The sequence below is a fragment of the Streptomyces sediminimaris genome (assembly GCF_047049295.1).
Lineage (GTDB): Bacteria > Actinomycetota > Actinomycetes > Streptomycetales > Streptomycetaceae > Streptomyces > Streptomyces sediminimaris.
Genome location: NZ_JBJWOT010000001.1, coordinates 7,499,723 through 7,525,214 on the forward strand (window position 1 = coordinate 7,499,723; position 25,492 = coordinate 7,525,214).

General features: G+C 73.1%; 24 protein-coding genes. 8 read left to right on the forward strand and 16 right to left on the reverse strand.

Features of this window, described 5'->3' with window-relative positions; all coding sequences use genetic code 11:
• Nucleotides 1–44 precede the first annotated feature (44 nt).
• The gene (locus ACJ9NR_RS34345; RefSeq protein ID WP_412491832.1) at nucleotides 45–866 is read left to right on the forward strand and encodes a fructosamine kinase family protein; all 822 of its coding nucleotides are present in this window, start codon (nucleotides 45–47) and stop codon (nucleotides 864–866) included.
• Between the two features lie 236 nt (nucleotides 867–1,102).
• On the opposite strand, the gene ACJ9NR_RS34350 is transcribed toward ACJ9NR_RS34345, so the two are convergent.
• From ACJ9NR_RS34350 to ACJ9NR_RS34370, 5 genes are all read right to left on the reverse strand, one after another.
• Nucleotides 1,103–2,845 (reverse strand): RICIN domain-containing protein, encoded by a 1,743-nt coding sequence (locus ACJ9NR_RS34350; RefSeq protein ID WP_412490769.1) that lies wholly within the window; start codon nucleotides 2,843–2,845, stop codon nucleotides 1,103–1,105.
• Between the two features lie 123 nt (nucleotides 2,846–2,968).
• Complete coding sequence (locus ACJ9NR_RS34355) at nucleotides 2,969–3,790, reverse strand: carbohydrate ABC transporter permease (RefSeq protein ID WP_412490768.1); 822 nt, start codon at nucleotides 3,788–3,790, stop codon at nucleotides 2,969–2,971.
• Entirely contained in the window at nucleotides 3,787–4,755 is a 969-nt protein-coding gene (locus tag ACJ9NR_RS34360) for a carbohydrate ABC transporter permease (RefSeq protein ID WP_412490767.1), read from the reverse strand. The genes ACJ9NR_RS34355 and ACJ9NR_RS34360 overlap by 4 nt, the downstream gene beginning before the upstream one ends.
• Nucleotides 4,756–4,763: 8 nt before the next feature.
• Nucleotides 4,764–6,011 carry a sugar ABC transporter substrate-binding protein gene (locus ACJ9NR_RS34365; protein WP_412490766.1) on the reverse strand — a complete coding sequence of 416 codons (1,248 nt, stop codon included), beginning with the start codon at nucleotides 6,009–6,011 and terminating at the stop codon, nucleotides 4,764–4,766.
• Nucleotides 6,012–6,049: 38 nt separating this feature from the next.
• Entirely contained in the window at nucleotides 6,050–8,044 is a 1,995-nt protein-coding gene (locus ACJ9NR_RS34370; RefSeq protein ID WP_412490765.1) for a glycoside hydrolase family 127 protein, read from the reverse strand.
• A gap of 300 nt (nucleotides 8,045–8,344) precedes the next feature.
• Here ACJ9NR_RS34370 and ACJ9NR_RS34375 point away from each other — a divergent pair, with 300 nt between their 5' ends.
• Nucleotides 8,345–9,367: a LacI family DNA-binding transcriptional regulator gene (locus ACJ9NR_RS34375; protein WP_412490764.1), complete on the forward strand. Its 1,023-nt coding sequence runs from the start codon at nucleotides 8,345–8,347 to the stop codon at nucleotides 9,365–9,367.
• A 298-nt stretch (nucleotides 9,368–9,665) separates the two neighbouring features.
• On the forward strand, nucleotides 9,666–10,595 hold the full coding sequence (locus ACJ9NR_RS34380) for a class I SAM-dependent methyltransferase (protein ID WP_412490763.1): 930 nt from the start codon (nucleotides 9,666–9,668) through the stop codon (nucleotides 10,593–10,595).
• A gap of 30 nt (nucleotides 10,596–10,625) precedes the next feature.
• On the opposite strand, the gene ACJ9NR_RS34385 is transcribed toward ACJ9NR_RS34380, so the two are convergent.
• Nucleotides 10,626–11,471, reverse strand: coding sequence for a helix-turn-helix transcriptional regulator (locus ACJ9NR_RS34385; RefSeq protein ID WP_412490762.1), 846 nt, complete (start codon nucleotides 11,469–11,471; stop codon nucleotides 10,626–10,628).
• 102 nt (nucleotides 11,472–11,573) lie between these two features.
• Here ACJ9NR_RS34385 and ACJ9NR_RS34390 point away from each other — a divergent pair, with 102 nt between their 5' ends.
• Entirely contained in the window at nucleotides 11,574–12,281 is a 708-nt protein-coding gene (locus tag ACJ9NR_RS34390; RefSeq protein ID WP_412490761.1) for an SDR family oxidoreductase, read from the forward strand.
• 41 nt (nucleotides 12,282–12,322) lie between these two features.
• On the opposite strand, the gene ACJ9NR_RS34395 is transcribed toward ACJ9NR_RS34390, so the two are convergent.
• The 4 genes from ACJ9NR_RS34395 to ACJ9NR_RS34410 all read right to left on the reverse strand — a co-directional run bounded on the left by ACJ9NR_RS34395 (nucleotide 12,323) and on the right by ACJ9NR_RS34410 (nucleotide 16,650).
• The gene (locus ACJ9NR_RS34395; RefSeq protein ID WP_412490760.1) at nucleotides 12,323–13,222 is read right to left on the reverse strand and encodes an aldo/keto reductase; all 900 of its coding nucleotides are present in this window, start codon (nucleotides 13,220–13,222) and stop codon (nucleotides 12,323–12,325) included.
• Nucleotides 13,223–13,491: 269 nt separating this feature from the next.
• On the reverse strand, nucleotides 13,492–14,682 hold the full coding sequence (locus ACJ9NR_RS34400) for a CaiB/BaiF CoA transferase family protein (protein ID WP_412491831.1): 1,191 nt from the start codon (nucleotides 14,680–14,682) through the stop codon (nucleotides 13,492–13,494).
• A gap of 161 nt (nucleotides 14,683–14,843) precedes the next feature.
• Complete coding sequence (locus ACJ9NR_RS34405) at nucleotides 14,844–15,167, reverse strand: hypothetical protein (RefSeq protein ID WP_412490759.1); 324 nt, start codon at nucleotides 15,165–15,167, stop codon at nucleotides 14,844–14,846.
• 241 nt (nucleotides 15,168–15,408) lie between these two features.
• Entirely contained in the window at nucleotides 15,409–16,650 is a 1,242-nt protein-coding gene (locus ACJ9NR_RS34410; protein WP_412490758.1) for an MFS transporter, read from the reverse strand.
• Between the two features lie 165 nt (nucleotides 16,651–16,815).
• Here ACJ9NR_RS34410 and ACJ9NR_RS34415 point away from each other — a divergent pair, with 165 nt between their 5' ends.
• On the forward strand, nucleotides 16,816–17,736 hold the full coding sequence (locus ACJ9NR_RS34415; RefSeq protein WP_412490756.1) for a LysR family transcriptional regulator: 921 nt from the start codon (nucleotides 16,816–16,818) through the stop codon (nucleotides 17,734–17,736).
• A gap of 195 nt (nucleotides 17,737–17,931) precedes the next feature.
• Here the strand turns inward: ACJ9NR_RS34415 and ACJ9NR_RS34420 are convergent, their stop codons facing one another.
• Nucleotides 17,932–19,143: an MFS transporter gene (locus tag ACJ9NR_RS34420; RefSeq protein WP_412490755.1), complete on the reverse strand. Its 1,212-nt coding sequence runs from the start codon at nucleotides 19,141–19,143 to the stop codon at nucleotides 17,932–17,934.
• 181 nt (nucleotides 19,144–19,324) lie between these two features.
• Nucleotides 19,325–19,783, reverse strand: a complete 459-nt coding sequence (locus tag ACJ9NR_RS34425; RefSeq protein ID WP_412490754.1) for a MarR family winged helix-turn-helix transcriptional regulator — start codon at nucleotides 19,781–19,783, stop codon at nucleotides 19,325–19,327.
• Between the two features lie 136 nt (nucleotides 19,784–19,919).
• Here ACJ9NR_RS34425 and ACJ9NR_RS34430 point away from each other — a divergent pair, with 136 nt between their 5' ends.
• Entirely contained in the window at nucleotides 19,920–20,453 is a 534-nt protein-coding gene (locus ACJ9NR_RS34430) for a 2'-5' RNA ligase family protein (protein WP_412490753.1), read from the forward strand.
• Nucleotides 20,454–20,828: 375 nt separating this feature from the next.
• Here the strand turns inward: ACJ9NR_RS34430 and ACJ9NR_RS34435 are convergent, their stop codons facing one another.
• Nucleotides 20,829–21,044 (reverse strand): hypothetical protein, encoded by a 216-nt coding sequence (locus ACJ9NR_RS34435; RefSeq protein WP_412490752.1) that lies wholly within the window; start codon nucleotides 21,042–21,044, stop codon nucleotides 20,829–20,831.
• A gap of 114 nt (nucleotides 21,045–21,158) precedes the next feature.
• Between ACJ9NR_RS34435 and ACJ9NR_RS34440 the strand changes: the two genes are divergently transcribed.
• Nucleotides 21,159–22,058, forward strand: coding sequence for a LysR family transcriptional regulator (locus ACJ9NR_RS34440; RefSeq protein ID WP_412490751.1), 900 nt, complete (start codon nucleotides 21,159–21,161; stop codon nucleotides 22,056–22,058).
• Between the two features lie 118 nt (nucleotides 22,059–22,176).
• On the opposite strand, the gene ACJ9NR_RS34445 is transcribed toward ACJ9NR_RS34440, so the two are convergent.
• Nucleotides 22,177–22,740 (reverse strand): NAD(P)H-dependent oxidoreductase, encoded by a 564-nt coding sequence (locus tag ACJ9NR_RS34445; protein WP_412490750.1) that lies wholly within the window; start codon nucleotides 22,738–22,740, stop codon nucleotides 22,177–22,179.
• Between the two features lie 117 nt (nucleotides 22,741–22,857).
• On the opposite strand from ACJ9NR_RS34445, the gene ACJ9NR_RS34450 reads away from it, so the two are divergent.
• Nucleotides 22,858–23,535: a TetR/AcrR family transcriptional regulator gene (locus ACJ9NR_RS34450; RefSeq protein WP_412490749.1), complete on the forward strand. Its 678-nt coding sequence runs from the start codon at nucleotides 22,858–22,860 to the stop codon at nucleotides 23,533–23,535.
• 46 nt (nucleotides 23,536–23,581) lie between these two features.
• Here the strand turns inward: ACJ9NR_RS34450 and ACJ9NR_RS34455 are convergent, their stop codons facing one another.
• Both ACJ9NR_RS34455 and ACJ9NR_RS34460 read right to left on the reverse strand, forming a co-directional pair.
• Nucleotides 23,582–24,715, reverse strand: a complete 1,134-nt coding sequence (locus ACJ9NR_RS34455; protein ID WP_412490748.1) for an FAD-dependent oxidoreductase — start codon at nucleotides 24,713–24,715, stop codon at nucleotides 23,582–23,584.
• 16 nt (nucleotides 24,716–24,731) lie between these two features.
• Nucleotides 24,732–25,409, reverse strand: coding sequence for a TetR/AcrR family transcriptional regulator (locus ACJ9NR_RS34460; protein ID WP_412490747.1), 678 nt, complete (start codon nucleotides 25,407–25,409; stop codon nucleotides 24,732–24,734).
• Between the last annotated feature and the right edge of the window lie 83 nt (nucleotides 25,410–25,492).

The window sequence follows — 25,492 nt, forward strand, 5'->3', positions numbered from 1 at the left end:
ACGACCACGGCGACGCTGACGGGCCGGCCGCGGCCGCCGCCCGGATCACCGGCCGCGCGGTGCGCGGCGAGCGCCGGTTGTCCCGGACGCTCGCCGAAGTGGGCCTCGACGGCGGGCGGTCGGTGATGGTCAAGCGCGGCGACGAGCCCGGGGCGGCACGGGCCGAGGCGGCGGGGCTGCGCTGGCTGGCCGGGGCCGGCGCCGTCCGTGTCCCCAGTGTGCACGGCCATGACGCGCGTTGGCTGGTGAGCGACGCGGTCCCGCGGGGGCGGCCGTCGGCCGGGGCGGCACGGGAGTTCGGCCGCGCGCTGGCCGCGCTGCACGCCGCGGGCGCTGCAGCCTTCGGGGCGGCACCGCCCGGCGGCCCCGTCGAGGCGTACATCGGACTCGCCCCCATGCGCAACGTCCCCGGCACCGACTGGCCCGTCTGGTACGCCGAGCACCGCGTGCTGCCGTACCTGCGGGCCGCGGTCGACCGGGGCACGATCCGCCCGGCCGAAACGGCCGTGTTCGAGCGGGTCTGCGAGCGGCTGCCCGGACTGGCCGGCCCGGCCGAGCCGCCCGCCCGGCTGCACGGCGACCTGTGGAACGGCAACGTGCTGTGGGGCGCCGACGGGCACGTCTGGCTGATCGACCCGGCCGCACACGGCGGACACCGGGAGACCGACCTCGCGATGCTCCACCTGTTCGGCTGCCCGCACCTGGACGGGATCCTCGACGGCTACCGGCAGACGGCCCCGCTCGCGGACGGCTGGGCGGACCGGATCGCGCTGCATCAGCTCTTCCCGCTGCTGGTGCACGCCGTGCTGTTCGGCCGCGGCTACGCCGAACAGGCCCTCACAGCGGCGCGAAAGGCCCTGGCGTGAGGGACGTGTCAGGGGCCCCGCTCGGCGACAGTCGAGTGTGAGAGCGAGGGTGAGGGCAGGGACGGGGCGGGTGCGGGCCGGAGGGAGGCCCCCGCCGCTCCGCGGGCGAGGACACAGTCGTCCTCGGCCCCGGGCCGGGCGGCCGCTCGCGCGATGCCGGTGGTGGTCGCGGCGTGGAGCCGACCGGCCCCGAGCCGCCCGGAGGGCGGGCCCGGGGCCCCGGTGTCACCCCGCCGTCACGGAGTCAGCCTCCAGAGATGGTCGGCCGTGCCGTTGTCGTCCCACTGCAGGACCCGGGCACCGGCGGAGGTGCTCATGCCGTCCACCCCGAGCAGCAGTCCGCTGTTGTAGTTGGCGATCTTGTAGTAGCCGTCGCCCGACGGGATGAGCTGCCAGAGGTGGTCGGCGGTGCCGTTGTCGCCCCAGACCAGGGCCGTGCCGCCGTCCGCCGTGCTCATGCCGTCGATGCCGAGCAGCAGCCCGCCGGCCCGGTTCGTGATCTTGTAGAGGCCCGAGCCGGCCGGAGTCAGCGTCCACGACTGGCTCGTGCCGGTGCCCGGCGTCGCCTGCACGACCGCCGTGCCCTGCGCCGTCCCCGCTCCCCGGGTGTCCAGTGCCAGCCCGCTGTTCTTGTTGGTGATCCGGTAGGTTCCCGTCAGCGGGGCCGACGAGCCGCTCGGGGTGATCACCAGGTGGTAGCCGTCGGAGGCGTTCGTCGCCACCGGCACGGTGACCGAGCCGCCGGAGACGGCGTAGTCGGCCTCCGAGATGGTGACCGGCCCGGACACCGCGGTCGTACGGCCCTTGGACGGGGTGTACTCCAGCTTCACGTGCACGGTCGAGCCGAACGCCGGGAGTGACGCGAGTCCCTCGACCTGTACGGCGCTCGAGCCGGCACCACCGCCGAAGATCACGCTGAGCCGCCTGCCGTCACCGGTCAGCGAGGCCGCGCCGTCGATGCCCGTCTGCGCCGGGGGAGTGGTGACCAGCATGTTCCCGGACATGTCGCCGTACCACCGGTAGAGCCAGTACGAGCCGTTCGGTGAGCCGCCGGTGTCGGTCAGGGTGTCGCCGAGGGTGCCGTAGTGGTTCCAGAAGGCCAGCTCGGCGTCGTGCACGCCCGCCCGCTCGAACTTGGCGACGTAGCCGACCAGCGATCCGGGCACGCCGACCTCGCTCGGGGTGCCGTACTCCTCGATGGCGATCGGACGCGGGCTGATCCCGAGGCTCCTCTCCAGCGCACGGTACGCCGAGACGTGCGCGGCGATGTCCTTGCTGCCCTGAAGCTCGTGCCAGGAGACGATGTCCGGGACGGTGCCGGCGGCCTTGGCGTCGGTGAGGAACGTGCTCATCCAGGACCGGTTCCACACGGAGTGACTGGGGCCTTGGATCGGCGTCTTGCTGTCCTTGGCCCGCACCTCCTCGTACGTGCGCGTCCATCCCGCGTCGAAGGCGCCGGCGTGGGCGGTGTCCCACGTCCAGTCGGGCTCGTTCCACAGCTCGTAGGCGGCGATGTTCGAAGCGCCCGAGGACCGCACGGAGGCGACCTGCGTGTCCACCGCGGACAGCCAGTCGCTCCAACCGGCCCACTTGTAGGGGAAGTCGGGATACCAGTCCGGCATCCGGACGACCACCCCGGCGCCCGCCCGGGCCGCCTCGGGCGCCACCACGAGGGCGTCACCGGCCGGCTCGGGCTCGCCGTTGGGCAGCTGGGAGCCGCCCGGGGCCATCTGCACGAAGGTGTTCGGCTTGAGCGGGGCGACCAGGCTGTCGGCCGGGGTGCTCGCGTCGGCGAGGCCGTAGAGGCTGCCGGTCGCCACATGGGTGACGGGGCGGAGCGTCCGGTCCGCGTGCACGACCAGTGTGGTCGCGGCGGTGGGGGCGGCCTGCGCGGGCAGGACGGCAAGCGCGGCAGTGAGGCCGACAGCGCTGAGAACGACGGTCAGGCGTGCGGGTGTCAGGGGTCTTGTCCGGCTCATGGGGGGTCCTTACGGAGGTGGTTGGGGGAAGCGCCCCCACCGGGGCGCGGGGAACTGCGCGACGACCGGCCGTCACGGCGCTGCGGACGTACGGCGGCGGACCGCCTGGTGCCTGCTTCGGCCCTAGTCCTTGACGGCGCCTGCCGTGACCCCGGCCGCCACATACCGCTGTGCGAGCACGAGCAGCACCGCGGCCGGGACGGACGCGACCACGGCGGTGGCCATGATCGCGTTCCACTCCTGGTTGTTGTTGCCGATGTACTTGTAGATGCCGAGGGTGATCGGCCTCAGGTCGCCGCCGCCGTCGAGGGTGTTGGCGAAGACGAAGTCGGACCAGGCCCACAGGAAGCTGAAGAGCGAGACGGTGACCACGGCGTTGCGGCTCACCGGCAGCACGACCGACCAGAAGGCGCGGAAGGTGCCCGCACCGTCGATGCGGGCGGCGGCGACGAGCTCGCCGGGGATGCCCGACATGAACGCCGAGAAGATCATCACGCCGAAGGGCACGGCGATGGTGGAGTCCGCGACGATCAGGCCCCACCAGGAGTTGAGCAGCCCGAGGTCCAGGAAGATGCCGTAGAAGCCCATCGCCATGACGATTCCCGGGATCATCTGCGCGATCAGCAGCGCCAGACCGAGCGCGCCGCCGCCCCTCGGGCGCAGCTTGGCCAGGGAGTAGCCGGCCGGGGCTGCCAGGACGAGCGTGAGGGCGACCGTGCCCAGGCCGATGAGCAGGCTGGTGCCGAGGTAGGGCAACTGGTCGTCCAGGACGGCCCGGTAGCCCTCGAAGGTGGGGTGCAGCGGGAACAGGTCCGGCGGGTCCTTGCGCATGTCCTGCTGCGGGGTGAGGGAGACGTTCAGCATCCAGTACACCGGGAACAGCATCAGCGCGGTGAGGACGATCCCGATGACCGTGTGACGGCGTGCGCGCGTACGGGACTTCACGTCTCCTGCCTCCTCTGGACGCGGATGTACGCCAGCCCGAAGACGAGCGCGATCAGGATGAGGATGTTGCCGACGGCGGCCCCCGGGCCGAACCTGGGCAGCAGCGTGCCGAAGCCGAGCTGGTAGGACCAGGTCGCCAGGGTGGACGAGGCGTCCCCGGGACCGCCCTTGGTCATGATCCAGATCAGGTCGAAGACCTTGAGGGTGTAGACCAGGCCGAGCAGCAGGGTGATCGCCGACACCGGGCGCAGCAGCGGGAAGGTGATGCGGCGGAACTGCTGCCAGGCGCTCGCCCCGTCCAGGGCAGCCGCCTCGTACAGCTCGGCCGGGATGTTCTGCAGGCCGCTGTGCAGGATGACCAGGTTGAACGGGATGCCGATCCAGATGTTGGCCACGATCACCGATGTCAGCGCCCAGTCCGGCGAGGTCAGCCAGCCGACCGGGTCGGCACCGAGGAGGTGCAGGAAGTAGTTCACCACTCCCGACTCGCTGTTGAACATCCACGACCAGGTGGACGCCGACACGATCAGCGGCAGCAGCCACGGGATCAGGAACAGTGCCCGCAGTACGGTCGACAGCCTGAAGCGGCGGTTGAAGAAGACCGCGAGGGCCAGCCCGATGGCGTACTGGAAGGCGATCGACACGAAGGTGAAGACCATCGTGTGCCGCATCGCCGGGCCGAACGTCGGATCGTCGAGGACTCTGCGGAAGTTGTCCCAGCCGGTGAACGGCGCGTTCCCGGCCACGAAGGAGCGGACGGTGTAGTCGCGCAGGCTGAGGTCGAGGTTGCGGTAGAGCGGATAGAGGTAGAAGGCGGCGAGATAGGCCAGCAGGGGGGTCACGAAGGCGAGCGCGGTCAGCCTGGCCCCGCGCCGGTGACGGCGGCGCGGGGCCGGGGTGTCGCCGCCGCTCGCCGGCGCGGCCGCCGGAGCTCGCCGCGGACGGTCGACCCGGGCGGTGGTCATGGCCGGTCCTAGCCCTTCCGTGCGCTCGACTGGGCCGTCTTCAGGGCCTCCTGGGGAGTCTTGCTGCCCGACAGCGCGGCCTGCACGGCCGTCCACATCGGCTGTGAGATGGTCGGGTACCTGGTGCCCAGACCACCGCTGGTGCGGCCACGCGCCGAGGCCACCGCGTCCACCCAGGGCTTGAGCCTCGGGTTCTGCCGCACCTGCTCGGCCTGCACGGCGGCCGTGGGGGCGACGTACATCAGGGTCGTGTCGGTGGGCAGCAGATTCGTGTCGCTGGTCAGACACGTGACGATCTTCTTGCTGACGTCGTAGCGCGCGGTGTCCTTCTGCACGGGCACGGTCACGAACTCGCCGCCCGTCGGCACCGGAGCCGAACCGCCCCTGCGCCCGGGGATGTTGATGACGCCGTAGCCGAAGCCGGCCTTGTCGGCGTTGCCCAGCTGCCAGGTGCCGTTCTCGCCGAACGCGTAGTCGCCGGTGGCGAACTCCTGCCAGGCGGTGGTCTGCGTGTTCTGCAGGACGTCCTTGGGCGCGTAGCCGTCCTTGACCCACTGCTGCCACAGCGACAGGGCCGCGACTCCCTCGGCGCTGTCGAGCTTCGTCAGATCGCCGCCCGCGCCCCAGAACCAGGGCAGGAACTGGAAACTGCCCTCCTCGGTGTTGATGGCCGAGAAGGTGATGCCCTTCTTGCCCGCCGCCCTGACCTTGCGCAGGGCCGCCGTGAGCGAGTTCCAGTCCCGGACCGAGGCCGGGTCGACGTGCGCGGCGGACAGGACCTTCTTGTTGTAGTAGAGGGCGAGGGTGTTGGCGCCGATCGGCACCCCGTACGACGCGCCGTCGATGGTGCCCGCGCCGATGATGTTCTTCTGGATCGACTTCGTGTCCAGACCGAGATCGCCGGTCTTGTTGAGGATTCCCGCCTCCACCAGCGTGGAGACCACCGGGTTGTCCACCAGCATCACATCGGGCGCGTTGCCCTGCTGCGCGGCCAGCAGCGCCTTGTTGCCCAGGTCGGTGGTGTCGTAGGCGGTGCGCTTGAGCTTCACCCCGGCCTTCGTGCCGCAGGAGGTCACCAGCCGGCCCCAGGCCGAGGAGGCGTCGAACTGCGGATAGGGGTCCCAGAAGGTGTACGTGCCCGAGGACGCGCCGGAGGAGGAGCCCGAGGAGTCGGAGCCGCCTCCGCACGCGGTGAGGGAGGCGAGCGTGCCGACGGCGGCGAGTGCGGCCAGGAGAGTGCGGCGGGTGGGTATCACGGGGTGACCTCGTTGTCGTAGGGCGAAGTGAGGGGGTGTCAGGAGACGGGCAGCCAGACGCGCATGGCGCCGTCCTGCCGGTTGGCCCAGGCGTAGTAGGGGATCGCGGTGAGCTCGACCGGCTCGCCGGCCGCGGGGGAGCCGTCGCCGGCCGGCCGGTACGGCCACCAGCCCGCCCCGGGCAGGTCGCGCCGCCGCCCGGCCGCGACGACCGTGGTGACCCCGCCGAGCAGGTCCGGGCGGTGCTTGACGGCGAGTGGGCGGGTGGTGTCCAGGACGACGTCGTCCAGTCCGCCGCCGGGCTGGTCGACCTGCTCCAGGCAGTACACGAGCGGCCCGCGCTCGATCGCCACACAGCCGCGCACCGCGTCCACGCGCGGATCGGCCGCCGTGAGCCGCGGCTCCAGGTCCAGTTCCAGCACGATCCGTTCGCCCGGCGTCCAGGTCCGCTCCAGCCGCAGCCAGCCCGCCTCGACCGGAGCGTCGGTCTGGTCGTGGGCCGACTCGCCCGCGCGCAGCCGGAATGCGCGGCACCACTGCGGGACGCGCAGCGAGAGGGTCCAGGGGCGGTCGGTGGGGGTCTCCTCGACGGTGAGGACGATGGTGCCGTGCCAGGGGTAGTCCGTATCGGCGCGCACCGCGATCGGGCCGGAGGTGTAGCGCCCGGTGACGTACTGGTGGATCTGCAGGCCGTCGTCGTCGCCGGTGGCGAGGTAGTGCTCCAGGGAGGCCAGCAGCCGCATCACGTTCGGCGGGCAGCAGGCGCAGCGGAACCAGCGGGTGCGGCGGGCCGACTGGTCGCCGCCGTGGTCGGTGTGGCCGTCGCGGACCTGGAGCGGATTGACGTACAGCCAGCGCTCGCCGTCCAGGGAGACACCGGCCAGGAAGCCGTTGAAGAGGGTGCGTTCGATCAGGTCGGCGTAGCGGGCCTCGCCGGTGAGCAGGGCCATGCGCCAGCTCCACTGCACGGAGGCGATGGCGGCGCAGGTCTCGCAGTAGGCGCGCTCGTTGGGCAGTTCGTACGGGTCGCCGAAGTCCTCCTGGTCGTGGTGGGCTCCCAGACCGCCGGTGAGATGGGTCTTGGTGGTGGTCATGGCCCGCCACAACCGCTCTCCGGCGGCCCGCAGTTCCTCCTCACCCGTCTCGGTGGCGAGGTCCGCGGCGGCGGCCAGCAGATACAACTGCCGTACGGCGTGGCCCTCGACGTCGGTCGCCTCGCGCACCGGGACGCGGTCCTGGCAGTAGGCCTCGCCGCCGAGCAGGCCGTGTCCGTGCCGGTCGACGAAGTAGCCGGCGAGGTCGAGGTAGCGGCGCTCGCCGGTCTCCCGGTACAGCTCGACCAGGGCGGTCTCGACCTCGGGGTGGCCGTCGATGCCGTCGATCCGCCGGCCGCTGCCGGGCGGCCCGAAGACGGAGTCGATGTGGTCGGCGAACTTCCTTGCCACGTCGAGGAGTTCGCGACGCCCGGTGGCCCGGTGGTGGGCGACGGCCGCCTGCATCAGGTGGCCCGCGCAGTACAGCTCGTGGCCCCAGCGCAGGTCCTGGTAGCGCTCGCCGCTGCGCACCAGCTGGAACCAGGTGTTGAGGTAGCCGTCCGGCCGCTGGGCGGCGGCGACCAGAGCGATGATCCGCTCGACGTCGGCCGCCAGCCGCGCCGAGGGGCCCTGGGCGAGTTGCCAGGCCGCGGCCTCCAGCCACTTGTAGACGTCCGAGTCCATGAACGGGTAGGCGCCCTGGAAGGTGCCCTCGGCGGCCGTGTCCGACTCCGCGCGCGCCGCGAGCCGCAGGTTGTGCAGGTTGCCCGCGGACTCCAGCAACCCGGGGCCCTGCGGGATGGAGGTGCGCGCGTTCACCTCGCGCCGGGTGTGCCAGAAGCCGTCCTCCACCTCGGCGACGGCCGGGCGCAGGGCGGCGCGGGCACCGGGTCCCGGACGGACCGGACCCGCGGGGGACGGGGCGCCGGAAGGCGGGGTGGCGCGGGACGGCGTGGCGCGGGACGGGGCGGCGGGCTGGGTGGAGCGGGTGCGGGGCATGGTTCTCCGGAGGACGGGCGGCCAGAAGCGTGGACAACGGAGGAAGCGTGGACGGAGGAGGAAGCGTGGACGACGGAAGAAGCGTGGACGGAGGAGACATGGACGACGGCTGGGCCGTCCGTTGAGCAACCGTGAGCAATCGTTTTCCTAGCCGAAGAGTAGAGTGCAGCCAGGGAATTGCGGTCAAGGGCTCTGCACTGGCTTTCTCAGGTTGCTCAAGGGCTGGTCCTCCACCCGGCCGCCTGCCACCATGGGCCGGGCCGCATCCACCAGGCACGACCAGCGAGAAAAGGATTGCCCGTGACCGAAGCCGCTCCGCGAACGTCCTCCGGCGGCCGGGCCAGGCTCACCGACGTCGCGGCCCTCGCCGGCGTCAGCGTGGGCACCGCCTCGAAGGCCCTGAGCGGCAGCGGCCGGATGCGCCCGGAGACCCGCCAGCGGGTGCTGGACGCCGTCCGGACGCTCGGCTTCCGGCCCAACCAGCACGCGCAGAGCCTGCACGGCGGCCGCAGCTGGACCGTGGGCCTGATGACCACGGACGGCATCGGCCGCTTCAGCACGCCCGTGCTGCTGGGCGCCGAGGACGCGCTCGGTGCGGGCAAGATCTCCGTCCTGCTGTGCGACACCCGGGGCGACACCATCCGTGAGCAGCACCACCTGCGCAATCTCATGGACCGCAGGGTGGACGGCATCATCGTCACCGGCCGCCGCACCGACCCGCGCCCGCCGCTGAAGGGCGTCGAGGGCATACCGATCGTCTACGCGCTGTCCCCGTCCACCGACCCGGCCGACACCTCGGTGGTCTCCGACGACCGGGGCGGCGCACTCCTCGCCGTCGAGCACCTGCTGGCCACGGGACGCACCCGGATCGCCCACGTCACCGGCCCCGGACACCACGCGGCCGCCCGCGACCGGGCCCGCCACGCCGTCGAGCTGCTGGCGCGGTCCGGAGCCGAACCCGCCTCCGGGCGCGTCCACTTCGGCGAGTGGAGCGAGGCATGGGGCCGCCGCGCCGCCGACGCCGTGCTGCGCACGGCCCCCGACACCGACGCCTTCTTCTGCGGCAATGACCAGATCGCCCGCGGTGTGACCGACGCGCTGCGCGAGCGCGGCCGGGACGTCCCCGGCGAGATCGCCGTCGTCGGCTACGACAACTGGGACACCATGGCGCTGGCCAGCCGCCCGCCGCTCACCACGATCGACATGGACCTGGCCGAGATCGGCCGGATAGCGGCCCTGAAGCTGCTGGAGGCCATCGACGCCGAGCCGGTGCCGGGCGTGCACACGGTGCCGTGCCGGCTGGTGGTCCGCGAGTCCACCTGACGGCGCGAGTCACCGCGCACCGCCCCGGCACGTCCACGGGGCCCGCAGCAGGACCTCCGAGACCCGGGACCTCCGGGACCCCCGAGGCCCGGGACCTCCGGGACCCCCGAGGCCCGGGACCTCCGAGACCCCGAGACCTCGAGACCCCCGGGGCCGGGAACCCGGGACCCCGCTCGGACGGCCGATCCGCCGTGTGACCTGCCGGTGTAACCGCGCGGGGGGCGGGGTGGGCCGAGGTGTTCACAGGACGTTCAGCCCGGCGACAGTTCCCGCGGCTCCCAGTGAGCACACTCGTTCCATGGCGACTGCACAGGCAACGGACAGCGGCCCCGGCGAGCTCAAGGACGTCCCCGGCTGGTTTCCGCCGCTGGACCAACTGCTCTTCACCTGGTTCCTGGAGCGGCAGGAGACCCGGGGCTTCGGAGGCGACCTCGTCGAACTCGGCGCGTACATGGGCAAGAGCGCGATCCTCCTCGGCCGGCACCTCCAGGACGGTGAGAAGCTCACGGTCTGCGACCTCTTCGGCGGCGAGGCGCCGGACGGGGCCAACGCGGCCGAGACCGCCAAGTCGTACTCCTCGCTCACCCGGCAGACCTTCGAGCGCAACTACCTGGCCTTCCACGACAGCCTGCCCGTGGTCATACAGGCCCCCACCTCCGTGATCTCCCAGGAGGTCGAGCCGGACAGCTGCCGCTTCGTCCACATCGACGCCTCCCATCTGTACGAGCACGTCCGCGACGACATAGGCGCCGCCCGCGAGCTCCTCCTCCCGGGCGGCATCGTCGTCCTCGACGACTTCCGCTCCGAGCACACACCCGGTGTCTCGGTCGCCACCTGGGAGGCCGTCCTCAACCGCGGCCTGCGCCCGATATGCCTGAGCACCCAGAAGCTCTACGGCACCTGGGACGATCCCGAGGAGGTCCAGCAGGAGCTGCTGGCGATGCTCAGGGAGCGCTCCGACTGCGGCCTGAGCGTCCAGGACGCCGCCGGACACCGCCTGGTCCGCACCCGCGCGCAGAAGGGAATGCAGCCGCCGTCCTTCCCGCGCTCGCGCCACCGCCCCGTGCCCGAGCCGTCCCGGCCCGTCGCGCCCGCACCGGCCCGCCCCCGGCCGCGTCCCCGTTCCCGGGCCCGCCGGATCGGCGCGGACATCCTGCCCCCGATCGTCACCCGCGCACTGCGCCGCACCCGCGCCCGCGGTGCCGGCGGCGGCCAGGGCCGGACCTGAGGGCCGGGCCGCCGGTCCCGCGCCGCCCGTTCAGTTCCGGCCGGCCAGGTTCTGGGTGCCGAGGACCGAGATCAGCCGGAGCTTCTCGGCGGCCTCGGTACCCGGTTCGGCCGAGTAGACGAGGATGTGCAGGTCGTTCTCCTCCACCCGCAGCAGGTCGCAGTCGAGCGTCACCAGCCCCACCTGCGGGTGCTCGACGGTCTTGTGGGAGGCGTCGAGCCGGCCCACGACGCCCGCGTCCCACAGCTCGGCGAAGTTCCCGCTCCGCGCCCGCAACTCCGCGATCATGCGCCGCAGCTGGTGGTCGGCCGGGTAGCGGACCGCGGTCGCGCGCAGTTCGGCGACCAGGCCGGCCAGGAACGCACGGCGTTCCTCCGGGCTGTGCCGCACCCGGGTCGGCCGGTCGAGGAAGTTGCGCCACACACCGTTGCGCTCGAAGCCGCGCAGGCCGGAGACGTCGCCCATCAGCGCCGCGTACATGGGGTTGGCCAGCAGCAGCGTCATGGCCGCGTCGGAGACCGCGACGGGCGTGTCCACCAGCCGGTCCAGCAGCCGCTGCACACTGGGCGTGATGTACTGCGGCACCACTTCGGGACCCGGTGGCACCAGCTCCGCCAGCCCGTAGAGATACGCCCGCTCGTCCCCCGACAGCCGCAGCGCCCGTGCCAGCGCCTCGACGACCTGCCCGGAGGGGTTGGCCGCCCGGCCCTGCTCCAGGCGCGTGATGTAGTCGACCGAGATCCCGGCCAGCAGGGCCAGCTCCTCGCGCCGCAGCCCGGCCGCGCGCCGGTGACCGCCCGCGGCCAGCCCCGCCGCCTGCGGGGGGATCCGGTCGCGCCAGCGCCGCAGCGCCCTGCCGAGTTCCGTAGCCGTCATGCCCCCAGTGAACACCGCGCGCCGGTGCCCGTGCCTGGTACCCGCAGTCCCAGGAAGAGGGGTCTCCTGGCTGACCGGGCCGCCGCGCCGCAGGCTGGACGCATGACGACAACACTGATCACAGGAGCGAACAAGGGCATCGGCCGCGAGACCGCCCGCCGGCTCGTCGCGGCGGGCCACACCGTCTACGTCGGCGCCCGCGACGCGGAGCGCGGACGCCGCGCCGCCGAGGAGCTGGGCGCGCGGTTCGTCCTGCTCGACGTCACCGACGACGCCACGGTCGACGCGGCCGCCAAGACCATCGAGGCCGACGGCGGACTCGACGTGCTCGTCAACAACGCCGGCATCGAGACCCGGCTGGAGGGCAACGCCGTTCCCACCGCAGAGACCGTGACCGCCGACCAGATGCGCAACACCTTCGAGACGAACGTCTTCGGCGTCGTCCGCGTCCTGCACGCCTTCCTGCCCCTGCTGCGGCGCTCGGCCGCCCCGGTCGTGGTCAACGTCAGCAGCGGCCTGGCCTCCCTGACCAACCTCTCCGACCCCGGTCACCCCGCGCACTTCTACCCGGGCATCGCGTACCCGACGTCCAAGACCGCGGTCAACATGCTCACCGTGCAGTACGCGAAGGCGTTCCCGGCCATGCGGATCAACGCCGTCGAGCCCGGCTTCACCAAGACGGACCTGAACGGCAACACGGGCATCCAGACCGTCGAGGAGGGCGCCGAGATCATCGTGCGCATGGCGCAGATCGGTCCCGACGGGCCGACCGGCGGCTACTTCGACATCAACGGCCCGCTGCCCTGGTGAGGGGCTGAACCGCTGAACCACGGCCGGCACCGCCGGGACGGTCAGACCGGCCGGACCCGGTCCAGCCGGGCGACGTTCCGCGCGGACAGCCGGAGGCTTCCCGCGGCGACGTTCTCCCGCAGATGGGCCGGGTCGGCGGTCCCCGCGATCAGCAGGGTGCGGTCGTAGACCGCCAGCAGCCAGGCGAGCGCGACCTGGGCCGGTGTGCGGCCCAGCTCCTCGGCCACCGCCACGACTTCGGGATGACCGGTCGCCTTCGGCCGGCCGGGGAAGCGTGAACCGAGCGGGCAGAACGGCACCCACGCGATGTCGTGCTCCCGGCACAGCGCGAGCACCGGCTCGGCGGCCCGCTCCAGCACGCCGTAGTCGTTCTGCACGCACACGACGCCGGCCGGCAGGGCCTGCCGGAGCTGGTCGGCGGAGACGTTGCTCAGCCCGATGCCGCCGATCTTGCCGGCGTCGCGCAGTGCGGACAGCTCGGCGAGCTGGCTGTCGAGGTCGACCTTCTGGTCCCCCTCGGCGATCAGGCCGGGCGGCGCGTCGGCGCGCCGCAGGTTCACCACGTCCAACCGCTCCACGCCGAGCACCGAGAGATTGGCCTCGACCTGGGCGCGGAGCTGTTCGGGACGCTGGGCGGCGGCCAGCCGGCCGCCGGAGTCGTCGGCCCCCACCTTGCCGACCAGCACCAGGTCGTCGGGGTAGGGGGCCAGCGCGGCGTGGATGAACTCGTTGCAGGGACCGTAGAAGTGCGCGGTGTCCAGGTGGTTGACGCCGAGGTCCACCGCTTCGCGCAGCAGGCCGAGGACGGCGTCGCGCCCTGCCGTCGTGTAATGCAGCTGCATCACACCGAAGCCGACCCGGGCGACGGTGCGTCCGGCCAGTTCGGCGGTGCCGCCGGGCGGGCCGGTGGGCGGGTCCACGGGGGGCTGGGGTGCCGTCATCAGAGCATGCTCCCGTCGGGGCGAAGGAGATCGGTCGATACGGAGGCTACCATCCGATCGGAGGAATGCCTCCGCATCTTGCCCCGCATACGAGAACAACCGCGTCAGGGATACGTGACCGTCAGGGATACGTGACCGTCAGGGGCACATGGCCGTCAGCGGTACACGGCTGTCAGGGGCGCATGACCGTCAACGGCACACGGCTGTCAGCGGCACATGGCCGTCAGGGGACACATGGCCGTCAGGGGTCGGTGACCGTCGTCGGGACGTCAGACGACGGCGTCGGCGCGCAGCGCCGCGATCTCGCCCGCCGACAGGCCCAGACCGGTGAGGATCGCGTCCGTGTGCTCGCCCACGTCCGGCACCGGATCCATCCGGGCGGGCAGGCCCGCGAGATCGGCGGGCGGGCGCAGCGCGCGGACGGTCGCGCCCGGTACGGCCACCTCCTGCCAGCGCTCGCGGGCGGCCAGCACCGGGTGGTCCAGGAACGCGGCGACGTCGTTGACCCCGGCGCAGGCGATGCCGATCGCCTCCAGGTCCTCGAGGACCTCATCGGCGTCCGCGCGCGCGAAACACTCGGCGACGATCGCGTTGAGCGCGTCACGGTGCGCGACCCGGTCGGGGCCGGTGGCGAAGCGGGGATCGTCCACCAGCGCCGGCCGGCGCAGGAAGTCCGCGCACAGGGCGGCCCACTCGCGCTCGTTCTGGACGGAGAGGAGCACCTGCTTGCCGTCGGCCGTCGTGAAGGCGCCGTACGGTGCGATGGTCGCGTGCTGGGTGCCGATCCGGGGCGGCTGACTGCCGCCGTAGCGCGTGTAGTTGGCGGGCTGGCCCATCCACTCCGCCAGCGCCTCGAACAGGGACACCTCGACGGGGTGGACCCGGCCGGTGGTGGCCCGCGTGTACAGGGCGGTCAGGACGCCCGTGTAGGCGTACATACCGGCCGCGATGTCGGCGACCGAGATCCCGACCCGGGCGGTCTCCTCCGGGGTGCCGGTCAGCGAGACCAGACCGGTCTGGCACTGCACCAGCAGGTCGTAGGCCTTGCGGTCCGCCCACGGACCGGTCGTGCCGTACCCGGAGACGGTGCACGGGATCAGCCGGGGGTGGCGCTCGGCGAGCGCGTCGGCGCCGAGGCCCAGGCGGTCGGCGGCCCCCGGCGCGAGATTCTGTACGAACACGTCGGCGCCGTCGAGGAGCCGGCGCAGCACCTCCTTGCCGCGCGGCTCCTTGACGTCCAGGGTGAGCGACTCCTTGGACCGGTTGAGCCAGACGAAATAGCTGGAGTGGCCGTGCACGGTCGTGTCGTAGCGGCGCGCGAAGTCCCCCTCGCCGGGCCGTTCCACCTTGATGACACGGGCGCCGAGATCGGCGAGCTGCCGGGTGGCGTAGGGGGCGGCCACGGCCTGTTCCAGGCTGACCACCGTGATGCCCGACAGGGGGAGTTCGTGCACCGTGATGCCTCCTGGCCTTCGTATGGCGACAGGCCTTTCCCGCGTGGCCGTACAAATCCTGGCACAGGACCATGCGTCCACAGGACGGTCCGTCCAGCCGGACCGTCCGTCCTGGGCGATGACCCGCGTACCCTTGCCAGCTGCCGTTTTCCATCGAGGCGCGGTGCTCAGGACTCCGGGGCCGGGACGGCCGAGGGTTCCCGGCGGGGGTCGCACAGCACCATGACCGCGCGGGCGACGAGTTCGCCCGCACCGCCGAGTTCCCTGCGGTAGCGGCCCGTCGTTCCGCGGACGGTCTCCGCGAAGTCCGGATCGGCGGCACGGGCGCGGGCCGGGGCGGGGAGTTCCCGGGCCATGGCGCGGCGGCGGGCGAGGAGCGCGATGATCTCGTCGTCGAGGCGTTCCAGCCGGCCGAGCCGGTCGAGCGACAGCTCCGCCGTCGGTGCGGCCGCGTGGTGCGTGGTCCGTCCGTCCGCGTCGTACGTCGTCACGAAGGATCTCCGTTTCGACGGCGGAAGCCGGATCGCGGCTCGCGCCGTCCTCGTCGCAGTAGGTCGCAGTAGGTCGCAGTAGGTCGCAGCGGGTCGCTGCGGGTCGCTGCGGGTCGCTGCGGGTCGCTGCGGGTCGCAGTGGGTCCTTCAACACAGTGCCCAGGCGGCCGGGCGGCAACGCATGCCCTCCGGCAGGTCTACGGCAGACCTGAGGCAGATCCACGGCAGACCCACGGCAGACCTACAGCGTGGAGGCGGGCGCGGGTTCCGGGGCGGGCCGGGGTGCCCCGTCGCGGCGGGGCAGGGCGAGCGGGGTGGCCAGGATGAGGAGACCGGCGAGCGCGATCGCGGTGCGTGTGCCGGCCAGGTCGGCCAGTACGCCCCACAGCGCCGTCAGGGCCGCGGTCGACCACTTGCCGGTGACCGACCACGCGGAGAGGGTGCGGGCGACCCGGTCGGCCCTGGTGTGCTCCAGCCGGTAGGTGGCGTACAGCGGACCGAACACGCCGCAGCAGGTGATCAGGCCGAACTCCACGGCCATGACGAGCACCAGCCCCGGAGCGCCAGGACGGACGAAGGCCAGCCCGATCGGCCAGCAGGCCCGCAGCATCCCGCTGGTGAGCAGGACCCGGTGCCGCCCGAACCGCGAGGCGAGCGGACGCGCCAGCCGTGAGCCGACCAGGCCACCGAGCGAGGGGAGCGCGAAGGCCAGGCCGTACTGCCAGGGCGCGAACCCGAGGTCGCCGACCATCAGGACGGCGAGCAGTGGCGAGACCGCGATGAGCAGCGCGTTGAAGGCCACCGTGTTGCAGAACAGCAGGCGCAGCCCCTGATGGGCCAGGATGTGGCGCCACCCGTCGAGCAGACCGCCGGCCGACGCCGGCTCCTTCCGTACCGGAGGCCGCTCCTCGCCGCCGATCGCGCGGATCCCGAGGGCCGACAGCAGGAAGCTGACCGCGTTGGCGACCACCGTCATCACCGGTCCGAACAGGCCGATCGAGGCCCCGCCGAGCGGAGGTCCGAGCACGGTGGCGGTCCAGGTGGTCGTCTCGAACCGCGCGTTCGCCACGAGCAGGTCCTCCGGCGGCACCAGCGACTTGAGGAAGGAGCCACTGGCCGCGGTGAAACCGATGTCGGCCGCCGCGACCACGACCGACACAACCAGCAGTTGTACCAAGCTGAGCCGGCCCAGCGCGTAGGCCGCCGGGACGGTCATCAGTGCCGCGAACCGGACCAGGTCCATGCCGACCATCACCGGCCGCTTGCGGCGGAACTCCACCCACGGCCCGAGCGGCATCGCCACGGCCGCCCCCACCGCGAGGCCCGCGGCCGCCAGGGCCGCCACCTCGGTCGCGCCTGCGTGCAGGACGAGCACCGCGATCAAGGGAAACGCGTCGAAGGCGAGCCATGTGCCGGCCGTGCTCACGGCGTACGCCGCCCACAGCCATCCGAACCGCCGCCCGAGCGGCCGTCTGCCGCGCATACCCACCTCTCCGCCGCCCTGGAAAGCCGACCGGCGACATCCAAGCGGGTCCCGGGACAGCGGGGCAAACAACCGACTCGCGCGACGCCCGACAACCGGGCGTTGTGGGTGCGGTGACCGTCTCCCGGCGCACGGGCACCCGGATCGCGGCGTCAGAATGTGTCCGTGGACCTCGACGCCGTACGCACCTTCGTGACCGTCGCCGACGCCGGGCAGTTCCGGGAGGCCGCCCTCACCCTCGCCGTCACCCAGCAGGCCGTCTCCAAACGGGTCGCCGCCCTGGAGAAGCAGCTCGGGGTGCGCCTGTTCACCCGCACGGCGCGTGGCGCCCTGCTCACCGTCGACGGGCAGGTCTTCCTGCCGCACGCGCGCGACCTCCTGCGGGCCGAGGAGCGGGCCGCCGCCTCCGTGCGGCCCGGCCGGCGCGCGCTGCGCGTGGACGTCATCGGCCGGCGCCTCGCGCCGGCCGATCTGGTACGGGGTTTCCACCACGCTCATCCCGAGGTCGTCCTGGACGTGGTGACCCTCTTCGACGCCGACGCGGCCATCGGCGCCGTGCGCTCCGGGACCATCGACGCCTCCTTCCGGGCCCTGACCCTGCCCGCCCGACGGCTCCCCGAGGGCGTCGAGGCCGCCCGCGTCCACGACGAGCCCGTCGAGCTGCTCACCGGACCGCGGCACCCGCTGGCGGGCGCCCGTACGGTCGCCCCGGAGCAGCTGGCCGGACACCGGATCTGGATGCCCGGCAACGTCGCCGGCACGGAGTGGGCGGCCTTCTACGACGACCTCGCGGCCGAGTTCGGCATCGTCATCGAGGTGACCGGCCCCGATTTCGGCACCGAACCGCTCCTGGACACCATCGCCGACTCCCCGCTGCTGGCGACCTTCGTCGGGGAGCAGACCAGGGTGCTCTGGCCCGCCGACCACGACCTGCGCCGCATCCCCGTGCACGCCCCGACGCCGGTCTACCCGCACTCGCTGATCTGGCGGAGCGACAACCCGCACCCGGCGCTGAGCGCCCTGCGCACCCACCTCGGCTCCCCGGACGGGGACCGGGACGTCTGGACCCCGAAGTGGGCGCAGTGAGGACGGCGCCGACCCGGCCGGCACCGCGCCCCGTACCCCCGGGGTCCAGGCGGTTGCCGTGGACGGCCGCGGTGTCGATGCCGCGGTGGCCGGCCTCGAGGGCCGCGCTCACGGCGGCGGGGGACGGAGGAGGCGGGGACGGCGGAGACGGGACGGCGGAGGCATGGGTGCCGGCCGGCCGTGCGGGTCGGGGGATCAGTGCTGTACGGGTGCGGGCAGCTGTCCGGCCGGGGCGGACTCCGCCACGATCCGCCCGGTCGGCCGGGTGCGGCGGTCGAGGAAGGCCGCCAGGAAGGACAGGAGCAGCGCGGCGCCGGACAGCAGCGCGCCGATCCAGTTCGGTGACGTGTAGCCGAACCCGGCCGCGATGACGACGCCGCCCAGCCAGGCGGCCAGGGCGTTGCCGAGGTTGAAGGCTCCGATGTTGGCGGCGGACGCCAGGGTGGGCGCGGCCGAGGCCTGGTCGAGCACCCACTTCTGCAGCGGGGGAACGGTGGCGAAGCCCAGCGCACCGACCAGCGTCAGCGTGATCGCGGCGAGCGCCTTGCTGTGGGCGGTCGCCGTGAACAGCAGCAGCGTGAGGGACAGCGCCCCGAGCGTGGTGAACAGCATGGGCATCAGGGCCCGGTCGGCGAACCGGCCGCCCACCAGGTTGCCCAGGAACATCCCGGCTCCGAACAGCACCAGCAGCCAGGTCACCGCACCGGCCGAGTAGCCCGCGACCTCGGTCATCATCGGCGTGATGTAGGTGATCGCCGCGAAGACACCGCCGTAGCCGAGGACGGTCATGGCCATCGCCAGCCAGACCTGGACGTTGCGGAAGGCGGCGAACTCGACGCGGATGTCGGCGGACTCGGGCCTGCCCGTCCCGGGCACGAGCCTCGCCACGCCGAGCAGCCCCACGACGCCGAGCGCGGCGACACCGGCGAAGGTGACCCGCCAGCCGGCGGCCTGGCCGATGTAGGTGCCCAGCGGGACGCCCACGATGTTCGCGACGGTCAGGCCGGTGAACATCAGGGAGATCGCGGAGGCCTTCTTCTCGGGCGCGACCAGTTGGGCGGCGACCACGGATCCGATGCCGAAGAACGCACCGTGCGCGAGGGAGGCGACGATCCGGCCGATGAGCATGACGCCGAAGACGGGGGCGAGCGCGGACAGCGCGTTGCCCACCACGAACAGGCCCATGAGGAACGTGAGCATCTTCTTGCGGGAGACCTTGGTGCCCAGGACCGTCAGCAGGGGTGCGCCGAGGACGACGCCGAGGGCGTAGCCGGAGACGAGCCGGCCGGCGGTGGGGATGGAGACCCCGAAGTCGCCCGCGACCTCGGGCAGCACGCCCATGATCACGAATTCCGTGGTGCCGATCCCGAAGGCCCCGATGGCCAGGGCCAGGAGGGCGAGAGGCATGGGAGGTACCTTTCAGGCAGTTGCGTGCGAGCTTTACAAGCGTAGACAATAATTGCGTACGCCGGATAAATGCAAGTGCAGACAATCCCTTGAGCGGGTATCGGGCGCTTGCAAGTATCCGGCCGTACGTAAGCCCCCGCGGCGATGCCCGCGGGCTGGATGCCGGGTGGGGCTCCCGGGCTCAGCAGGGCGTACGCAGCGTCTCGACCGCCCTCACCAGCGGGGCGAGCCCGGGGTCGCGTGCCGCCTCGTCCAGGGCCTCGCGCAGGGCCGCTTCGTTCGTCGGGCGGGCCTCCTCCAGGAGCGTGAGGCCGACCTCGGAGACATCGGTGTAGATGCCGCGCCGGTCGGTGGGGCACAGGTACCTGCTCAGCAGCCCGCGGTCCTCCAGGCGTGTGACCAGCCGGGTCGTGGCGCTCTGGCTGAGCACGACCGCGTCGGCGACCTGCTTCATCTGCAGGTGCCCGCCCTCTCCGTCGTGCTGCCTGCTCAGCACGTCGAGCAGCGAGTACTCGCGCACGCTCAGACCGTGCCCGGACTGCAGGGCGCGCTCGATGTGCGCCTCGATCCTGCCGTGCAGCAGTGACAGGGCGCACCAGCCCTGGGCGAGGGCGGTGGGTGCCGGGTCGGTCGCGGTCATGGGTCCGAGTCCTCCGTCGCGAAGGGTGTGCCCTCCAGGATAGGCCAACGGTGAAATTGCCAGCGGATGCAAGTATCGCGCGCGTGCAAGCTGTGTCGTGTCGCGGTCACCCGGGTCCGGCTGATAGACCCGAGGCATGGCAGACGACGAATCCGGGCGCTTCGCCGCGGGACAGACGGCGCTCGTGATCCCCGTACCGGAGGCAGAAGCCTCGGTCCGGACCTGGCGCAAGCGTTTCGACCCCGCGGCCCGGGCCGGTGTCCCGGCCCATGTCACCGTGGTCTTCCCCTTCCTGCACGCCTCCCTCGTCGACGCCGCGACCTGCGCCGCCCTGGACGAGATCGTCGCCCGCCACCCGTCCTTCGACGCGCGGTTCGGGGAGTGCGGACGGTTTCCCGGCGTGCTCTACCTCGTACCCGTGCCGGACACCCCGTTCCGCCGGCTCACCCAGGCGGTCGTCGAACGGTGGCCCGAGGCCCCGCCGTACGGCGGCAAGTACGCCCCCCATCCCCACCTGACGGTCGCTCAGGGGCAGGAGGAGGCCGTACTGGACGAGATCGAGTCCGGCCTGCGCCCCAGCCTCCCCTTCACGGCACGCGTCCCCACTGTCGACCTCGTGGTCCACACCGGTACGGAGTGGCGCCACCGGGCGTCCTTCGCGCTGCGGTAGCCGGGCGCGCCCCGGGACCGTGATCGCCCGGCGGCACAAGGGGTTCTTCGTGCCCCGGCCGGTGTGCGCGGGTGGGGTCGCGCCGATCACGTCCTCACGCCCCGGGCCGGGCACCTCGTGGGACACCGGCTGAGCGCCTCGGCTCACGCCGCCGCCACCCAGGTGCCCTGCCCGCCCTGCCTCCGCGTACCGGCCGACGTCTTCGCCGAGCGGGCCTCCCGGGCAGGTCCGAGCAGGTCGACCGGGGCCGGGTGACTGCCGCGCCGGACCCGGTTTCGGCGTCCCGGTCCCGGTCCCGGACCCGGTCCCGGTCCCGGTGCCGCGTCCCGGCGGGCCCGCGGGGCGGGCCGGAGGTTCGCGGCCCCGGCGCGTCGGTCAGCGGCCGGCCGGGCTCGGCCGGCGCTCCGGGGGCCGGCCGCGTGAGACGACCCGCGTGCCGCGGCCGTCCTCCACCCGGACCTGCAGTGAGCCGCAGCGGCAGCGGGCCCACACCGTGCGGCCCCTCGCGGTGCTGTGCCGCGACACCACTTCGAAGGGCCCGGCGCAGTCGGGGCGGCCGCAGTGCGGGCAGTCGACGGACGTGCTGATCATGGCAACTCCTCGTGGCTGCTGACGAATGGGCCGTCGCGACACAGCCAGGGTGCGGCCCGGTGTCCGTACACGTCCAGGTTGACTTTATGGACCTGACCCTGAAGCCTGGACTTCATGATCGACCTGCGCCGACTGCACGTCCTGCGGGCCGTGGCCCACTACGGCACGGTCACGGCGGCCGCCCGCGCGCTGCACTTCACCACCTCGGCGGCCTCCCAGCAGATCCGTCAGCTCGCCCGTGACCTCGGCGTCGACCTCCTGGAACCGCAGGGCCGGGGGGTGCGGCTCACTCCGGCCGCCGAGAGTCTGCTCGCGCACGCGGACGCCATCCAGGCCCGCTGGGAACAGGCCGAGCTGGATCTGCGCGCCGAGGGCGCCCCGGCCGGGCCGCTACGGGTGAGCGGGCCCTCCACGGCCGTATCGGTGCTGCTGGCCCCGATGGCGGTACGGCTGCGGGAGCGGTACCCCCGGCTGTCCGTCCGTATCCGGGAGGGCGGACCGTCCGAGGCCTTCGACCTGCTCTTCGAGGGGGAGACCGACCTGGCCGTCGTCGAGGCCAGCCCCCACAACCCGCCGCTCGGCGACGTCCGCTTCGACCAGCGGCCGCTCCTGGACGACCCGTTCGACCTCGTCGTCCCCGAGGGCCACACGCTGGCCGGGTGCGAGCGGATCGGTCTGTCCGACGCGGCCCGCGAGGACTGGATCGCGCCGGTCGCGGACCCCTGCCGCACGCATGTGATGTCGGCGTGCGGTGAGGCCGGCTTCAGCCCGGGCATCGTCCATCACGCCCTGGACTGGAACGTCACCGCCCACCTGGTCGCCAACCGGCTCGGCGTCGCGCTGATCCCGCGGCTGGCCCAGCTGACCCCGCACCTGCCGATCACCCGGGTCCGCTGCACCGGCAACCCGCACCGCACGCTGCTCACCTGCACCCGCCGGGGCGGCCGGGAGCGGCCCGCGGTCGCCGCCGCGCTGGCGGAACTGAGCGAGCTGGCGCCCACGGCCGTGGCGTGAACCGCGAACCGTGAACCGCGAACCGTCGACGGCGAGCGGTGAGCGGGAGCGCGAAGGCGACGCGAAAGGGGGCCGGGGCCCGTCGGCCCGGCCCCCTGGGGACCTGTGCGGTCGTGGATCAGGCGGCGACGGCCTCGCCCGCGTGGCCGTGCAGGCGCGCGACCACCTCGGTCAGCTGCGCGGCGACCTCGGCGTCGTCGGCCGGGTGGATCCCGGCGAAGCGCGTCACCGAGCCGGGGATGGAGAGCTTGACGTCCTCGAGCACCTTGCCGCCGGCGATGCCCACGGCCTTGCGGGTCTCGTCCTGCGCCCACACGCCGCCGTACTGCCCGAAGGCGGTGCCGACCACGGCGACGGGCTTGCCGCCGAAGGCGCCGGCGCCGAACGGGCGGGACAGCCAGTCGATGGCGTTCTTCAGGACGGCCGGGATGGTGCCGTTGTACTCGGGGGAGAAGAACAGGAAGGCGTCGGCGGCCTGGGCGGCCTCACGCAGCTTGGCCGCGGGGGCCGGGACGGCGCCCTCGACGTCGATGTCCTCGTTGTAGAAGGGGATCTCGGCCAGGCCCTCGAAGATCTCGACGTCCGCGCCCTCGGGCGCGAACCGGACGGCCGCCTCGGCGAGCTGGCGGTTGTGCGAACCGGCGCGAAGACTGCCGACGAGCGCGAGGATGCGAACAGACATGGGGAACTCCAGGTATGGGGGGCTGGGACAGGGACTGAGATATTGCCGAAACAATCCGGACCGAGGTCCGTTTATTGTGTAGCACCTTAACCGGACCTCGGTCCAGTTTTGTTCCCCATGCTTTACGCTGTCTTCATGTCCGCCGCCCTGCCGCCCTTCCCCCGGCCCCAGGAGCCGGTCGGCGAGCCCGAGTTGCTGCAGCTCAGCGCCGCCGACGGGCCGTGCCTGCGCGCCGACGCCGCGCGCAACCGGGCCCGGCTGCTGGAGGCCGCCGCCCGGCTGATCGCGGAGCACGGCGCGGCCGGGGTCACGATGGAGGCGGTGGCCGCCGCGGCCGACGTGGGCAAGGGGACCGTCTTCCGCCGCTTCGGCGACCGCACGGGCCTGCTGATGGCGCTGCTGGACCACTCGGCCCGCACGCTGCAGGCCGACTTCCTGGGCGGGCCGCCGCCGCTGGGCCCCGGGGCGCCGCCCCTGGAGCGGCTGCGGGCGTTCGGCGTGGCCGTGCTCTACCGGTCGGCCGAGCAACTGGACCTGCAACTGGCCGCCCAGCCGGACCCCGCCCGCCGCTTCGTCCACCCCTCGGCCGGGGCCCTCGCCATGCACGCCACGATGCTGCTGCGGCAGATCGTGCCGGACGCCGACTGCGAGCTGCTGGCACAGACCCTGATGGGCTACCTCGACCCCGCCGTGATCCACCATCTGACCAGGCAGCGCGGCATGCCCATGCGGCGGCTGGAGTCCGGCTGGATCGACCTCGTCGCCCGGCTCACGGGCACCGGGCCGCCCCGCTGACCCGCCCGGCCCGGGCCTCTCGCGCCCGGCCGGGAGGCGGCCCGGCTCAGGCGTGCTGCGCGAACATGTCCAGCAGGCCCTGCGGCGCATCGGATCGCAGCAGCATGGCCCCGTTGTCGGCCGAGTCGGCCGCGGAGCGCTCGGCGCGCGGGAACATCTTCCGCTCGTAGGCGCTCAGCGCGGCCTCGGTGTCCCCGGGGTGCGCGGCCAGGGCGAGGCCCAGCTCCGCCCCGTCCAGCAGCGCCAGATTGGCGCCCTCGCCCGCGAACGGCGACATCAGGTGCGCGGCGTCGCCGAGCAGCGTCACCCCCGGCACCCGCTCCCAGCGGTGGCCCACCGGCAGCGCGTGGATGCGCCGCGGCACGAGCGCGCCGTCGGCGTCGGCGACCAGCGCCCGCAGGCTCTTGTCCCAGCCGGCGAAGTGCTCCAGGACCCGCGCCCTGGCCGTCTCGGTGTCGGTGAAGTCGATGCCGTCCAGCCACTCCTCGGGCGCCTCGACGGCGGCGTAGACGTGCAGGCTGCCGTCGGTCTCGCGATGGGCGAGGAAGCCGCGGCCCGCGCCCAGCGCGAACAGCATGCCGCCGCCGACCACCTCGGCGCTCACCGGGTGGCGCAGGTCCGCGTCCTGGAGGTCTGCCTCCACGAACGAGACGCCGGTGTAGGCCGGGCGGGCGTCCGAGACCAGGGGGCGGATCCGCGACCAGGCGCCGTCGGCGCCCACCAGCAGGTCCGTGGTCAGGACGGTGCCGTCGGCGAGCGTCACCTCGTGCCGGCCGCCGCCCAGCGGACGCGCGCCGGTGACCTTGGCACCCCAGCGCACGGTGCCCTCGGGCAGCGAGTCCAGCAGCAGACCGCGCAGGTCGCCGCGGTCGATCTCGGGGCGCTCGCCCCGGTCGCCGTGGGTCCGCTCCAGGCGGACCACGGCGTCCTTGTCCAGCACGCGGGTGGCATCGCCGCCGGGATGGACGAGGGCCCGGAACCCCTCGTGCAGCTCCGCGGCGCGCAGGGCCACCTGGCCGGAGTCGTGGTGGATGTCGAGCATGCCGCCCTGGGTTCGGGTGGCGGGGGAGGGGTCCAGGTCGTAGACGGCGGCCCGGATGCCGTGCACGTGCAGCACACGGGCGAGGGTGAGGCCGCCGAGGCCGGCGCCGACGATGGTGATGGCGTGGTGCGTGGTCATGTCGTACTCCTTGGGGTCAGTCGGGTGCGGGGGCGTGCTCGATGCCGGTGATCAGCGTCCGCAGCGCCCAGGACAGGCGCTCCTGCGGCGCCCCCGCGAGCAGGGCGTCGCCGAGTGCGGCGATGCGCGGGTGGGTGCGCGCGGACGCGCCGTGCAGCGCGCCGCGCAGGGCGTCCCAGTCCTCCTCGGACGCCGCCTCGCCGTCCGCGTGTTCGGCGGCGGTCGCGGTGGTGTGCTGCAGCAGCAGGTCCACGCCCCACGCGGCCTGCGCGGGCGGGACGCCGCCCTCGTCGAGCAGGGCCAGTAGCGACTCGATCAGGTTCAGGTAGTGCGGTCCGCTCGGCCGGGCCGTCAGCGCGGAGCGGGCCAGGCCCGGGTACTCGAAGAGCATGGCGGTGTACGCGGTCAGCAGCCGCTCCAGACGCTCCCGCCACGAGCCGTCGGCCGGGGCCGGCCCGATCGTCCCGAGCAGCTCGTCCAGGACGGCCGCGTGCAGCTCCGCGGTGTTGCGCACGTAGACGTACAGCGAGGCGGGGCCGGTGTCGAGCTCCTGCGCCAGGCGCCGCATGGTCACCTTCGGCAGGCCCTCGGCGCGCAGGACCGCGACGGCCGCGGTGACGATGCCCTCCCTGCTCAGGGCGGGCTTGGCCGGACGCTCACGGCGGCTGCGGGGGGAGTCGGTGCGGTCTGTCATGCCCCGAGCGTAGCGAACATGTTCGTTGCGAACAAGTTCGTGACGAACATGTTCGCCCTCGCCCGGGTGTGGCCCCTGACACA

Excerpts from the sequence above, each read along its gene's own strand:
- ACJ9NR_RS34450 (WP_412490749.1), top strand. The coding sequence starts at position 22,858 with ATGCTTTACGCTGTCTTCATGTCCGCCGCCCTGCCGCCCTTCCCCCGG.
- ACJ9NR_RS34360 (WP_412490767.1), bottom strand. The coding sequence starts at position 4,755 with ATGACCACCGCCCGGGTCGACCGTCCGCGGCGAGCTCCGGCGGCCGCG.
- ACJ9NR_RS34460 (WP_412490747.1), bottom strand. The coding sequence starts at position 25,409 with ATGACAGACCGCACCGACTCCCCCCGCAGCCGCCGTGAGCGTCCGGCC.
- ACJ9NR_RS34435 (WP_412490752.1), bottom strand. The coding sequence starts at position 21,044 with ATGATCAGCACGTCCGTCGACTGCCCGCACTGCGGCCGCCCCGACTGC.
- ACJ9NR_RS34385 (WP_412490762.1), bottom strand. The coding sequence starts at position 11,471 with ATGACGGCTACGGAACTCGGCAGGGCGCTGCGGCGCTGGCGCGACCGG.
- ACJ9NR_RS34420 (WP_412490755.1), bottom strand. The coding sequence starts at position 19,143 with ATGCCTCTCGCCCTCCTGGCCCTGGCCATCGGGGCCTTCGGGATCGGC.
- ACJ9NR_RS34380 (WP_412490763.1), top strand. The coding sequence starts at position 9,666 with ATGGCGACTGCACAGGCAACGGACAGCGGCCCCGGCGAGCTCAAGGAC.
- ACJ9NR_RS34350 (WP_412490769.1), bottom strand. The coding sequence starts at position 2,845 with ATGAGCCGGACAAGACCCCTGACACCCGCACGCCTGACCGTCGTTCTC.
- ACJ9NR_RS34455 (WP_412490748.1), bottom strand. The coding sequence starts at position 24,715 with ATGACCACGCACCACGCCATCACCATCGTCGGCGCCGGCCTCGGCGGC.
- ACJ9NR_RS34395 (WP_412490760.1), bottom strand. The coding sequence starts at position 13,222 with ATGACGGCACCCCAGCCCCCCGTGGACCCGCCCACCGGCCCGCCCGGC.
- ACJ9NR_RS34410 (WP_412490758.1), bottom strand. The coding sequence starts at position 16,650 with ATGCGCGGCAGACGGCCGCTCGGGCGGCGGTTCGGATGGCTGTGGGCG.
- ACJ9NR_RS34445 (WP_412490750.1), bottom strand. The coding sequence starts at position 22,740 with ATGTCTGTTCGCATCCTCGCGCTCGTCGGCAGTCTTCGCGCCGGTTCG.
- ACJ9NR_RS34370 (WP_412490765.1), bottom strand. The coding sequence starts at position 8,044 with ATGCCCCGCACCCGCTCCACCCAGCCCGCCGCCCCGTCCCGCGCCACG.
- ACJ9NR_RS34425 (WP_412490754.1), bottom strand. The coding sequence starts at position 19,783 with ATGACCGCGACCGACCCGGCACCCACCGCCCTCGCCCAGGGCTGGTGC.
- ACJ9NR_RS34440 (WP_412490751.1), top strand. The coding sequence starts at position 21,159 with ATGATCGACCTGCGCCGACTGCACGTCCTGCGGGCCGTGGCCCACTAC.
- ACJ9NR_RS34430 (WP_412490753.1), top strand. The coding sequence starts at position 19,920 with ATGGCAGACGACGAATCCGGGCGCTTCGCCGCGGGACAGACGGCGCTC.
- ACJ9NR_RS34390 (WP_412490761.1), top strand. The coding sequence starts at position 11,574 with ATGACGACAACACTGATCACAGGAGCGAACAAGGGCATCGGCCGCGAG.